Below are 12,488 nucleotides of genomic sequence, written 5' to 3'. Positions count from 1 at the left end.
TGGTGGAAAAGTCTGCAATTGTTGCGTCCGGGATCAAGGCATCCCGGACAATTCAGGAGTACAATCCACACATAAACGCTGTTCCACAGGAAAGTCCATGGTAGTTATTCAAGATATTGTCTCCGCGCTCTGGCAACACGACTTTGCCGCGCTGGCGGATCCACACGTTGTGAGCGTGGTTTACTTCGTCATGTTCGCCACACTGTTTTTAGAAAATGGCCTGCTGCCCGCCTCCTTTTTACCCGGAGACAGCCTGTTATTGCTGGCTGGGGCGCTGATCGCTCAGGACGTGATGAGTTTTTTACCTACCATAGCTATTCTGACCGCCGCCGCCAGCCTGGGCTGCTGGCTGAGTTACATTCAGGGACGCTGGCTGGGCAACACAAGAACGGTAAAAGGCTGGCTGGCGCAATTACCTGAAAAATATCATCAGCGCGCCACCTGCATGTTTGACCAACACGGCCTGATGGCGCTGCTGGCCGGGCGCTTCCTGGCGTTCGTACGCACCTTGCTGCCGACCATGGCAGGAATTTCAGGGCTGCCTAACCGTCGATTCCAGTTTTTTAACTGGCTGAGCGGCCTGCTGTGGGTCACCGTTGTCACCAGCTTTGGCTACGCGCTGAGCATGATCCCGTTCGTTAAACGCCATGAAGATCAGGTGATGACCTTTTTAATGATCCTACCGATTGCCCTGTTAACCGCAGGTCTGTTGGGAACCCTGTTCGTGGTGATTAAAAAAAAATACTGTAGCGCCTGAGTCGCATCCGTAGGCCGGATAATCTCCGGCATTTTGCCTTATGGCGCGTAGCTTTAAGGCCTACGGTGTACCGTTCAGACGGACAAGCAATCAACTCCCCTGCATCATCCGAATTCTGGCCGCATCTTCCCCCGGCGTCACGCCAAAGAAACGTTTGAATTCCCGACTGAACTGCGATGCACTCTCATAGCCGACACGCATGGCTGCCGCACTGGCCTTCATCCCGTCATGAATCATCATCATCCGCGCTTTATGCAGACGATAGCTTTTAAGATATTGCAGCGGCGACGTGCTGGTCACCGCTTTAAAGTTATGATGAAACGCCGACACGCTCATGTTCGCCTCTGCCGCCAGCTGTTCTACATTGAGGTTCTCGGTGTATTTGGTTTCAATCCGCTTCAGCACCCGGCTTATCAAGCTGAAATGCGTCTGACGACTGACCAGCGCAAGTAACGCGCCGCCGCGCGGCCCGGTCAGCACATGGTAGAGGATCTCGCGAATGATCTGTTTGCCGAGAATACGCGCATCCAGCGGGCGTTCCATCACATCCAACAGGCGCTCAGCGGCGCAGAGAATTTCGTCTGAAAGCGTCGCGGAGTTAATCCCACTGGCCGCCATAGCAGGCTGAAACAGCTCGTCTTCCCCAATGTCCATCAACAGCTCCTGCAATTGCAGGATATCGACATTCAGGTAGATTCCGGCCAACGGAACCTCCGGTGTCGCATACGTTTCACATTCAAAGGGTAAAGGTACGGTTAGCAGCAGGTATTCATTGGCGTCATAACGAAATACGCGTTCATTAATATAACCAATTTTATGGCCCGAAAAGAGAAATATGATACCTGGCTGATACATGACTGGTGTCCGTGCAGCTGGCACCGTACCGTGCATCAGGCGGACATCTGGCAGCAATGCACTGAGGTTATTTTCATTATTTTTCAGCTGCTTAATTTTATCTGTCAGCAGAAGGCAGATCTCTTCACGGTTCATAAAGCACCATTTCATCATCGGTTTTCGACCCTAACATCATGCGCAGATTTATCCGTTTTCTCCAGTAGTCTGTAGAAATGGGCAAGACATCGGCAGAAATGTGCATTGAGAGCAGCGCGGCTGGCGACCACAATGTTCATCATCCGGCAGACACTCTCCTGCCCTCTTTTTATTACCCACACAAGGGAACGAGCAATGAACAATTTTAATCTCCATACCCCAACCCGTATTCTGTTCGGTAAAGGCGCTATTGCCGAATTGCGCGATCAAATCCCTCAGGATGCTCGCGTATTGATTACCTACGGCGGCGGCAGTGTGAAAAAAACCGGCGTTCTGGCACAGGTTCAGGATGCACTGAAAGGCCTGGACGTGCTGGAGTTTGGCGGTATTGAGCCGAACCCGTCTTATGAAACGCTGATGAATGCGGTAAAGATCGTGCGTGATGAGAAAGTAACGTTCCTGCTGGCTGTGGGCGGTGGTTCGGTACTGGACGGCACCAAATTCATCGCAGCAGCGGCACAGTACGCTGACGGCATCGACCCATGGCGTATTCTGGAAACTCACGGCAACGACGTAAAAAGCGCCATCCCGATGGGCTCCGTATTAACCCTGCCCGCCACCGGTTCTGAATCTAACTCCGGCGCGGTCATCTCGCGGAAAACCACTGGCGACAAACTGGCCTTTATGACCCCGTTTGTGCAACCGGTATTTGCCGTACTGGATCCGGTTTACACCTATACCCTGCCGCCACGTCAGGTTGCAAACGGCGTCGTGGATGCCTTCGTGCATACCGTTGAGCAGTATGTAACTTATCCGGTCGACGGGAAAATTCAGGATCGCTTTGCCGAAGGCATTCTGCTTACGCTGATAGAAGAAGGTCCGAAAGCCTTGCAGGAGCCGGAAAACTACAACGTGCGTGCGAACGTCATGTGGGCGGCAACCCAGGCGCTGAACGGCCTGATTGGCGCAGGCGTACCGCAGGACTGGGCAACCCATATGCTGGGCCACGAACTGACCGCGATGCATGGTCTGGATCATGCGCAAACGCTGGCCATCGTTCTGCCTGCGCTGTGGAATGAAAAACGCGATACCAAGCGTGCCAAGCTACTGCAATACGCAGAACGTATCTGGAATATCACCGAGGGTTCTGAAGACCAGCGTATCGATGCCGCCATTGCCGCTACCCGTGCTTTCTTCGAACAAATGGGTGTCCCGACTCGCTTGTCTGACTACGGTCTGGACGGTAGCTCCATCCCGGCGCTGCTGGAAAAACTGCAAGCGCACGGCGGTACGAAACTGGGTGAGCACCAGGACATTACGCTCGACGTCAGCCGTCGGATTTACGAAGCTGCCCGTTAAGGTTTTTTAAGCTCCGCCTTTCGTTTTTGGCTATTTATACTCTAAATAATTCGAGTTGCATAAAGACGGCAAAGGAGAGAATCCCCAGGAGCTTACATAAGTAAGTGACTGGGGTGAACGAGTGCAGCCAACGCATATGCAGCTTGAAGTATGACGAGTATAGGCCAGACTTAAGTCACACCTAACTCACCGGAGCTTGCTCCGGTGACTGTAATCCAGGGGGGAATTATGACCGGTCCAACCATTATCAAACTACAGGATGGTAACGTCATGCCGCAACTGGACCTGGGGGTCTGGAAGGCAAGCAACGAAGAAGTCATTACCGCTATCCATAAAGCACTGGAAGTGGGTTATCGTTCGATTGATACCGCCGCCGCGTACAAAAACGAAGAAGGTGTCGGCAAAGCGATACGTAATGCGGGCGTGCCGCGGGAAGAGTTATTCATCACCACCAAGCTGTGGAATGATGATCAGAAACGCGCCCGGGAAGCCTTACTCGAAAGCATGGAGAAACTCCAGCTCGATTACCTCGATCTTTACCTGATGCACTGGCCTGTTCCGGCGATCGATCACTACGTTGAAGCGTGGGAAAACATGATCGATCTGCAAAAAGAAGGGCTGATTAAGAGCATCGGCGTGTGCAACTTTCAGATCAATCATCTCCAGCGCCTGATAGACGAAACTGGCGTTCATCCCGTGATCAACCAGATAGAACTGCACCCACTTATGCAGCAGCGCCAGCTTCATGCCTGGAACGCCACACATAAGATCCAGACCGAATCCTGGAGTCCATTGGCGCAGGGCGGGAAAGACGTCTTCGACCAAAAGATCATCCGTGACCTCGCAGAGAAATATGGTAAATCACCGGCGCAGATTGTCATCCGCTGGCATCTGGATAACGGTCTGGTGGTTATTCCGAAATCGGTGACGCCTGCCCGTATCGCAGAAAACTTTAACGTCTGGGACTTCCGCCTGGATAAAGAAGAATTAGGCGAAATTGCGAAACTCGATCAAGGCAGACGGCTGGGACCAGACCCGGACCAGTTCGGCGGTTAATCTCTTCTCTCCGGCCCGACACTCCCGTCGGGCCTTTCTGGTAATGAAATATCAGGAAACAATTAACATACATATATTGATGTATTTCTTGCAGTCGCTGGAGCAGCATTACGCAACATAACCTGTTAATTATTCAATAAATATATTCATTTCGTGAATGTATTTACCACACCTATAGGTGCGTAACCGTGGCTGATAAAAAAAGTAATGGCGTCAAATGGCTCCCATTAATTCTTATAGTACTCATTTCTGCCGGACTCTGGCAGCTTACGCCCCCCACCGGGTTAAGTGCGCCAGCCTGGCATTCGGCAATTATCTTCGTCGCCACCATCGCTTCTATTGTGGCTAAAGTATTACCCATCGGCGCGGTCGGCATTATTGGTATTACGGTATTCGCGCTCGCCTATGCTGCCGGGGATAAAACCGCCAGCGGCGCCATCACCACGGCATTGAGTGAACTGAACAGTTCGCTTATCTGGCTTATCGTCGTGGCTTTTATGATTGCCCGTGGGTTTATCAAAACCGGTCTCGGGCGACGTATTGCGTTGCAGATGATCCGCCTGCTCGGCAAGCGAACGTTGGGACTCGCCTACGGTCTGGCTTTTGCCGATCTAATCCTCTCTCCCGCTATGCCGAGTAATACAGCTCGCTGCGGCGGCGTCATCTATCCGATTGCCGACTCTCTGGCGCGTAGTTTCCATTCGAACCCGGAAGATGAGTCCCGCAGTAAAATCGGCACCTTTCTTATCACCTGTATTGGCAACGTCAACGACGTGACGGCAGCACTGTTTATGACCGGCTATACCGGCAACCTGCTGGCAGTAAAACTGGCGGCCAACGCCGGGGTTACGCTGACCTGGGGCGGCTGGTTTATGGCGGCGCTGCTACCTTGTCTGGTCTCTTTGCTGCTCGTTCCGCTACTGGTCTACTGGCTGGTGCGTCCGGAAATCAAACACACGCCGGATGCCCCGAACCTCGCCCGCAAAGAGCTGGCGGAAATGGGCCGCATGTCACGCGGGGAATGGCTGATGTTGGCAACTGTCGGCGTACTGCTGGTGCTGTGGATTTTTGGCGATACGCTGGGCGTTGACGCCACTACCGCTTCGTTTGTAGGGCTGTCGATTTTATTGCTGAGCGGCGTGCTGAGTTGGGAAGACGTCAAAAGTGAGAAAGGGGCATGGGATACGCTGATTTGGTTCGCCGCGCTACTGATGATGGCGAATCAGTTGAAAAAACTGGGCTTCACCACCTGGTTCGGCAATCTGATTGGCGACAGCCTGAGCAGTACTATGCACGGGACCAGTTGGGTGATCGTCCTGCTGCTGCTGAACGCCGCCTATTTCTATACCCACTACTTTTTTGCCAGCGGCAATGCGCAGATTGCCGCGCTGTATGCTGTTTTCCTCGGCGTCGGGCTGCATCTGAATATTCCCGCTGCTCCCACGGCGTTAATGCTGGCCTTCACCAGCAGTTTGTACTGCTCGCTCACCCAGTACACACATGCTCGCGGCCCTATTCTGTTTGGCGCCGGGTATGTTCCAACAGGCGTCTGGTGGCGCACAGGATTTATCATCAGCTTGTTTAACCAGGCGGTCTTTATTACCGTGGGTCTGATGTGGTGGAAGGTGTTGGGTCTGTACTAAACTGACTGCGTCCTGACGAAGACCTTACCTGCGGAGAAAAGGAATGACCTGTATTTTCTGTCAAATTGTTGAAGGCAAAGCGCCCTGCCATAAGGTATGGGAAGACGAACACCACCTGGCTTTTCTGTCGATTTTCCCGAACACCGACGGTTTTACCGTGGTGATCCCGAAAAAGCATTACCCCAGCTATGCCTTCGACATGCCGCCGCAGGCGTTAGCGGACCTGATGCTGGCGACCCAAAAAGTGGCTAAGAAACTGGATAAGGCTTTCCCGGATGTTAGTCGTACGGGAATGTTCTTCGAAGGTTTCGGCGTAGACCATGTGCACAGTAAATTAAGTCCCATGCACGGTACTGGCGATTTAACCCACTGGAAACCGATTGAATCGCGGCAGAACAAATTTTTCGAGCAGTATGAAGGATATCTGTCGTCACACGATCATGAACGGGCTGATGACGAAAAACTGGCCGCATTAGCGGCCAGAATTCGTGAGGCATAAATACTGATCTCTTCTGCCCGATAGCGGTGCAAGCACCTTATCCGGGCAAGACAGATTAACGTCCCGCCACTTTCCCGCGTTTTTTGTTCGCGGCAGGCGTCTGACGCTGGTGCGCCACTGGCGTGTGTTTGGTCAGCGCCGGACGAGTATGACGGTTCTGGCGACGCGCTTCGCGCATCTCTTCCAGCGTAGGCGCCGGAACCAGACATTCGCGACGCCCGCCGATCAGATGCTTTTTACCCATATCTTCCAGCGCCTGGCGGATTAACGGCCAGTTGGCTGGATCGTGGTAGCGCAACAGGGCTTTATGCAGACGACGCTGCTTATCACCTTTCGGCACCACCACGTCTTCACTCTTATAACCAATTTTACCCAACGGGTTTTTCCCGGTGTAATACATGGTTGTGGAGTTCGCCAACGGCGATGGATAGAAGTTCTGCACCTGATCCAGACGGAAACGACGTTGTTTCAGCCACAGCGCCAGATTCACCATATCTTCGTCACGCGTACCCGGGTGCGCGGAGATAAAATACGGGATCAGGTACTGCTCTTTACCGGCCTGTTTAGAGTAGGTATCGAACAATTCCTTGAAGCGATCGTAGCTGCCCATCCCCGGCTTCATCATCTTCGACAGCGGGCCTTCTTCAGTATGCTCTGGCGCAATCTTCAGATAGCCGCCCACGTGATGGGTAGCCAGTTCTTTGATGTAGCGTGGGTCTTCCACCGCGATGTCATAGCGCACACCGGATGCGATAAGGATCTTTTTAATGCCTTTGAGATCACGCGCCCGGCGATAGAGGTTAATTGTCGGCTCATGATTGGTATCCATGTGCGGACAAATATCCGGATAGACGCATGACAGACGACGGCAGGTTTGCTCCGCACGCGGTGACTTACAGCGCAGCATATACATGTTCGCCGTTGGGCCGCCGAGATCGGAAATCACGCCGGTAAAGCCCGGGACAGTGTCGCGAATGGCTTCGATTTCATTGATGATCGAATCTTCAGAGCGACTCTGGATGATACGGCCTTCGTGCTCTGTTATCGAACAGAACGAGCAGCCGCCAAAGCAGCCACGCATAATGTTGATCGAGAAACGGATCATCTCATAGGCCGGAATACGGCTGTCACCATACGCCGGATGCGGTACACGCTTGTACGGTAACGCAAAGACGCTGTCCATCTCTTCGGTAGACAGCGGAATAGCTGGCGGGTTGATCCAGATGTAGCGATCGCCATGCTTTTGCATCAGCGCACGCGCGCAGCCTGGGTTAGTTTCGTGGTGCAGGATACGCGACGCATGCGCATACAGCACTTTGTCGCCCTTCACTTTTTCGAAGGACGGCAGCAGCACGTAGGTTTTTTCCCACGGTTTCGGACGTGGCGGCTGTACGGTTACCGCTTTCGCTTCCTGTTTTTTCGGGGCGACAGGTTTGTTGTCGGCACACGGCAGATCTTCACCGTAAGGATGCGGGATCGGGTCAATCTTGCCTGGCGTGTCGAGACGCGTAGAATCCACCCCACTCCAGCCCGGCAGCGCTTCTTTAACCATAATCGCGGTGTTACGCACGTCGCGGATCTGATCGATAGTTTCCCCCATCGCCAGACGATGCGCCACTTCCACCAGCGGACGTTCGCCGTTGCCGAACATCAGCATATCGGCTTTCGAATCCACCAAAACGGAGCGGCGAACGGTATCAGACCAGTAATCGTAGTGCGCGGTGCGGCGCAGGCTGGCCTCAATGCCGCCAAGAATAACCGGCACATCTTTCCATGCTTCTTTACAGCGCTGGGTATAGACCAGCGTGGCGCGGTCCGGACGTTTACCCGCCACGTTGTCCGGCGTGTAGGCATCATCATGGCGCAGTCGGCGATCGGCGGTATAACGGTTGATCATCGAGTCCATGTTGCCAGCGGTCACACCAAAGAACAGGTTCGGTTTACCCAAACGCATAAAATCGTCTTTGTTGTTCCACTCCGGCTGGGCGATAATTCCGACGCGAAAGCCCTGAGCTTCCAGCATACGGCCACAAATCGCCATACCAAAGCTTGGGTGGTCGACGTAGGCATCGCCGGTCACCAGAATGATGTCGCAGCTATCCCAGCCAAGTTGGTCCATTTCGTCACGTGACATCGGCAAAAACGGTGCCGGGCCAAAACAGGCAGCCCAGTACTGCGGCCAGGAGAAAAGGTCTCTGTCCGGTTGGATCAGGGATATTGCGCTCATAGTGCTTCCAAAAATGGTAAAAAAATAATCAAAGGCCGGGGATTATACGCTGTATGTCGGCAAGAAATGAAGTGGAGTCTGAACCAGACCAGTAGAAAGTTGTATAAATTGTTAAATTTTACGACAGCCATTTTTATCAATCATAATTAACACCATGCCGGCCAACTGAGATCACTCTTTTCGGCGGGGGATTTTTCATTGCGACTCAACGATTCACTGCATATTTCCCAGTTACGGGTTGTTGTTCACCTGTGCGGATTTCTGGTTCTTCTCTACAGCTTCTCCATGCTGCCGCCAATGACCATCGCTCTGTTAAATAAAGAGCGGAGCTTTTTCGCATTTTTCAGCACATTTATGACTTTCTTTACCCTTGGCGGCGGGGCGTGGCTGGCAACCAAACATGCGGGAATTCAACTGAGAACCCGGGATGGATTCGTCATTATCGTTTTGTTCTGGCTACTGTTTTCGTTTATTAGCGCAATGCCGATGTGGATGGACGATGGCTTAAATCTCTCCTTTGCCGATGCCCTGTTCGAAGGGGTTTCCGGGATTACCACCACTGGCGCAACGGTGATTGACGACGTCAGCGCCTTACCGAAATCGTATCTTTACTATCGTGCTCAGCTCAATTTTATTGGCGGCCTGGGCGTTATTGTCCTCGCCGTGGCGGTATTACCGCTGCTGGGTATTGGCGGCATGAAACTGTATCAGTCTGAAATGCCAGGCCCCTTCAAAGAAGAACGCCTCACGCCAAGGCTTGCCGATACCGCACGTACGCTGTGGTTGACCTACGTCATTCTGGGTCTTATTTGTACTCTAGCCTACTGGGCTGCCGGGATGTCGTTTTTCGACGCCTTATGCCACGGGCTGTCGACGGTCTCTCTTGGCGGATTTTCCACTCGCAGCGAGAGCATCGGCTTTTATAACAGCCACGCTATAGAACTCGTCGCCGGACTGTTTTCACTGTTATCCGCGTTTAACTTCACCCTCTGGTACGTTGCTATTGTAAAACGTACCTTCAAGCCCTTTCGTCGTAATGCCGAGCTGCGTTTCTTTCTGCTAATTGCGCTGGTGGTCACGCTGATCGCCACCTGGCAGGTCTGGCGGGCAGGTATGTACGGGCTAACGGACAGCCTGGTGCATGCCTTTTTTCTGGCCAGCTCCATGCTGACGGATAATGGCCTGTCAACGGCGGATTACGCGCAGTGGCCCTCGCACACGATCTTCATGCTGCTTAGCGCCAGCTTTTTCGGCGGTTGTGTGGGATCGACGTGCGGGGGAATTAAAGTGCTGCGCTTTTTGATTATGTTCAAGCAGTGCCGCCAGGAATTACACCAGCTCGCGCATCCTCGCGCCCTGCTGAACATCAAAGTGGGTAACAGCGTGGTAAGCGACAGGGTGGTGCGTTCGGTATGGAGCTTTTTCTTTCTCTACGTTTTGTTCACCAGCTTTTTTATCTGGGCGCTCAATCTGATGGGCTACGATCTCTTCTCATCTTTCGCCACCGTCGCCGCCTGCATCAACAATATGGGGCTGGGATTTGGCGTTACCGCCACGACGTTTGGCACGTTAAATGAGGAGGCAAAGCTGCTGATGTGCGCAGCCATGATCATGGGGCGTCTGGAGATTTACCCCATACTGATCCTGTTTTCGCGCATGTTCTGGCGGGCGTAACGCAAACCCCGGCGCGTTACGGCGCCGGGTTCACCAGGATCTGACCGATCGAGCCACGATCCGCCATTTCCAGCGTCTGGCTGTTAAAGTAGAACGGGAAATGCGCCCAGGAAGGCTGACCGTAATAAACCAGTAACTCGACCTGACCATCTACCCAGACGGTATCTTTCCAACCTCTGTCTTCCGGGAACGGCATTGCGCCGTTCACATTACGGATCAGGAACGAGACGCCCTCAATATGGAAAGACTGCGGCATATCCGCCCGCACCGTCCAGCGCTCCCAGGTACCCTGCTGCGCGGTAATATCCATGCGGTTGACGTCCCACAGCTGACCGTTGATCCCCGGATCGTCATCCAGGCTGATATCACGGCTGCGAATCGGCGAACCGCTGAGGATCTCCGTAGGCAGCAGGCGCATTGGCAGGCTGTCAGTCACCAGCGGCAGAAGGCCAGTTGGTCGCAGAGTCAGCACCAGCGTGGAGATAAGAATACTCGATGGTTCAAAGAATCCGCGGATCCTGTCGACAATGCTGGCCGCCTCGCCACAGGTAATAGAGACCTCATTACCGTTAGTCATATCCACCAGGATCTCACGACGTTCGCCTGGCGCCAGCGAGAGCTGTTTCAATGAAACAGGCGCAGGTAAAAAGCCCTGATCGCTGGAGATCACATGCAGTGCACGGCCATCACTCATTTGCAGTTGGTAACGACGCGAGTTTGACGCGTTCAGCAAACGCAAGCGTACCCAGCCGCGGGAGACTTCGACATACGGGCTTTGCGCCCCGTTGACCAGCAGCGTATCCCCAACAAAACCGCCGCTGCCAGGTTCGCTGTATTCCGGCGTACCAAAGTTGTCCAGACGCTTGTCCTGGATAATGATCGGAAAATCATCTACGCCGTAATGGTTGGGAATAGACAGGGATTTACTGACCTCATCTTCAACCAGCCACATCCCGGCAAGACCATTATAGACCTGCTGGGCAGTACGATTTGGCGTATTGGCGTGATACCACAGCGTGGCGGCATTCTGGCGGATCGGCAGCACTGGCGCCCAATCCGCATTAGGTGACATCATGCGCGCCGGGCCCCCCATCAGCGGACCAGGTACCTGTAATCCGGCGACGGTCATCGAGACATTTTCTGTCAGACGGTTGCTGTAGATAAGCTTGACGTCATCCCCTTTCCAGACGCGGATTGTCGGCCCCAGGTAGCGGCCGTTAATCCCCCAGACAGGCGCGCGTGTGCCTTGTGTAAATGACCAATGCGCGCGTTGCAGCGTCATAAATAACGGCTGCCCCCGACGAGACTCCAGCAGTGGAGGCACAGGTAACGGTTGTTGCTGACCGGCAGCATTAGCCTTCAGCGGAACAGCACCTGCACACAGTGCGATCCCCGATGCCTGAATGAACTGACGCCGACTGAATGACATATAAACTCCATGAAAAACTGGCGATTAACACGCAGGAAATCTTTTCCTGTAAAAAAACCGAATTGCGCGGATTAAACCTTACCGGCGGCTTCCCGCTCTGCAACTTCTTTATCGAGCTCTGCGATTTTTTGTTCCATCAGCGTGCGGCAATGCGCTGCCAGTTCACGAACCTGATCTTTACCAAAATGGCTAATATCCACCGGCGGCAACATCTCTACAATCGCCAAACCGTTATTGAGCCGGTTGAGTTTTATTTTGTTTGAAGTTGTTGAAACGCACACCGGAATAACCGGGACGCCCGCCGCAATCGCCGCATGAAACGCGCCGGTTTTAAACGGCAGCAGACCACGGCCGCGGCTGCGCGTCCCTTCCGGGAACATCCAGATAGAAATACGACGTTTTTTGAAATGGTTCACCACGGCTGCGATGGTGCTGTGCGCTTTAGCACGGTTGTTTCTGTCGATCAACAGGTTACCGGTTAACCAGTACAGCTGCCCGAAGAACGGGATCCACAGCAGGCTTTTTTTACCCACCGTTACCGTCGGCGGCTGAACGATATTCGAAGCAGTAACCATGTCATAGTTGTTCTGGTGGTTACAAATATAGATAGCATTACCATAATTCTGCGCGTCTGCCGGCATGCGGCACTCGACCTTCAGGCCATACAGGGGAGCCAGGCGGCCAAACATATGACCGAACGTTGCGACGTGTTTTGGATTCCGTGGGCTGAACAGACAGTATATACAACCGAAAATACAGACCAGAATGCAGTAAATAACAGTAATGATTAAACGAAAAATATATAACATAACAACCTCTAAGGCCTAAGAGCCTGGCATTTTACGTCACCGGAT

The 12,488-nt window shown here is 53.2% G+C and carries 10 protein-coding genes; 6 read left to right on the top strand and 4 right to left on the bottom strand.

Annotated features, from left to right (window positions below; all coding sequences use genetic code 11):
- Window positions 1-97: 97 nt before the first annotated feature.
- A complete protein-coding gene (gene yghB / locus FDW92_RS03170; protein ID WP_003024510.1) occupies window positions 98-757 on the top strand; it encodes a DedA family general envelope maintenance protein YghB in 660 nt (219 codons plus the stop codon).
- A gap of 90 nt (window positions 758-847) precedes the next feature.
- Here the strand turns inward: yghB and FDW92_RS03165 are convergent, their stop codons facing one another.
- Entirely contained in the window at window positions 848-1,747 is a 900-nt protein-coding gene (locus tag FDW92_RS03165) for an AraC family transcriptional regulator (protein WP_137365268.1), read from the bottom strand.
- 195 nt (window positions 1,748-1,942) lie between these two features.
- On the opposite strand from FDW92_RS03165, the gene yqhD reads away from it, so the two are divergent.
- The 4 genes from yqhD to FDW92_RS03145 all read left to right on the top strand — a co-directional run bounded on the left by yqhD (window position 1,943) and on the right by FDW92_RS03145 (window position 6,304).
- Window positions 1,943-3,106 carry an alcohol dehydrogenase gene (gene yqhD / locus FDW92_RS03160; RefSeq protein WP_042310994.1) on the top strand — a complete coding sequence of 388 codons (1,164 nt, stop codon included), beginning with the start codon at window positions 1,943-1,945 and terminating at the stop codon, window positions 3,104-3,106.
- A gap of 228 nt (window positions 3,107-3,334) precedes the next feature.
- The gene (dkgA, locus tag FDW92_RS03155; RefSeq protein ID WP_137400541.1) at window positions 3,335-4,162 is read left to right on the top strand and encodes a 2,5-didehydrogluconate reductase DkgA; all 828 of its coding nucleotides are present in this window, start codon (window positions 3,335-3,337) and stop codon (window positions 4,160-4,162) included.
- Between the two features lie 188 nt (window positions 4,163-4,350).
- The gene (locus FDW92_RS03150) at window positions 4,351-5,805 is read left to right on the top strand and encodes a DASS family sodium-coupled anion symporter (protein ID WP_038633882.1); all 1,455 of its coding nucleotides are present in this window, start codon (window positions 4,351-4,353) and stop codon (window positions 5,803-5,805) included.
- A 43-nt stretch (window positions 5,806-5,848) separates the two neighbouring features.
- The gene (locus FDW92_RS03145; RefSeq protein WP_042310999.1) at window positions 5,849-6,304 is read left to right on the top strand and encodes an HIT family protein; all 456 of its coding nucleotides are present in this window, start codon (window positions 5,849-5,851) and stop codon (window positions 6,302-6,304) included.
- 55 nt (window positions 6,305-6,359) lie between these two features.
- Here the strand turns inward: FDW92_RS03145 and FDW92_RS03140 are convergent, their stop codons facing one another.
- Window positions 6,360-8,531 (bottom strand): YgiQ family radical SAM protein, encoded by a 2,172-nt coding sequence (locus tag FDW92_RS03140; protein WP_003024532.1) that lies wholly within the window; start codon window positions 8,529-8,531, stop codon window positions 6,360-6,362.
- 198 nt (window positions 8,532-8,729) lie between these two features.
- On the opposite strand from FDW92_RS03140, the gene FDW92_RS03135 reads away from it, so the two are divergent.
- A complete protein-coding gene (locus FDW92_RS03135; protein WP_042311002.1) occupies window positions 8,730-10,205 on the top strand; it encodes a TrkH family potassium uptake protein in 1,476 nt (491 codons plus the stop codon).
- A 16-nt stretch (window positions 10,206-10,221) separates the two neighbouring features.
- Here FDW92_RS03135 and ftsP read toward each other — a convergent pair whose 3' ends face one another.
- Together ftsP and plsC are read right to left on the bottom strand one after the other, a co-directional pair.
- Window positions 10,222-11,634, bottom strand: coding sequence for a cell division protein FtsP (gene ftsP, locus FDW92_RS03130; protein WP_038633892.1), 1,413 nt, complete (start codon window positions 11,632-11,634; stop codon window positions 10,222-10,224).
- A gap of 71 nt (window positions 11,635-11,705) precedes the next feature.
- Window positions 11,706-12,443, bottom strand: a complete 738-nt coding sequence (gene plsC / locus FDW92_RS03125) for a 1-acylglycerol-3-phosphate O-acyltransferase (RefSeq protein WP_032940773.1) — start codon at window positions 12,441-12,443, stop codon at window positions 11,706-11,708.
- Window positions 12,444-12,488 lie beyond the last annotated feature (45 nt).

Source organism: Citrobacter sp. wls706, from assembly GCF_005281305.1.
GTDB classification, from domain to species: domain Bacteria; phylum Pseudomonadota; class Gammaproteobacteria; order Enterobacterales; family Enterobacteriaceae; genus Citrobacter; species Citrobacter werkmanii.
Note: the sequence above shows the minus strand (reverse complement) of the source record. Positions and strands in the feature narration are given on the sequence as shown.

Excerpts from the sequence above, each read along its gene's own strand:
- plsC (WP_032940773.1), bottom strand. The coding sequence starts at position 12,443 with ATGTTATATATTTTTCGTTTAATCATTACTGTTATTTACTGCATTCTG.
- FDW92_RS03165 (WP_137365268.1), bottom strand. The coding sequence starts at position 1,747 with ATGAACCGTGAAGAGATCTGCCTTCTGCTGACAGATAAAATTAAGCAG.
- FDW92_RS03145 (WP_042310999.1), top strand. The coding sequence starts at position 5,849 with ATGACCTGTATTTTCTGTCAAATTGTTGAAGGCAAAGCGCCCTGCCAT.
- yqhD (WP_042310994.1), top strand. The coding sequence starts at position 1,943 with ATGAACAATTTTAATCTCCATACCCCAACCCGTATTCTGTTCGGTAAA.
- ftsP (WP_038633892.1), bottom strand. The coding sequence starts at position 11,634 with ATGTCATTCAGTCGGCGTCAGTTCATTCAGGCATCGGGGATCGCACTG.
- dkgA (WP_137400541.1), top strand. The coding sequence starts at position 3,335 with ATGACCGGTCCAACCATTATCAAACTACAGGATGGTAACGTCATGCCG.
- FDW92_RS03140 (WP_003024532.1), bottom strand. The coding sequence starts at position 8,531 with ATGAGCGCAATATCCCTGATCCAACCGGACAGAGACCTTTTCTCCTGG.
- yghB (WP_003024510.1), top strand. The coding sequence starts at position 98 with ATGGTAGTTATTCAAGATATTGTCTCCGCGCTCTGGCAACACGACTTT.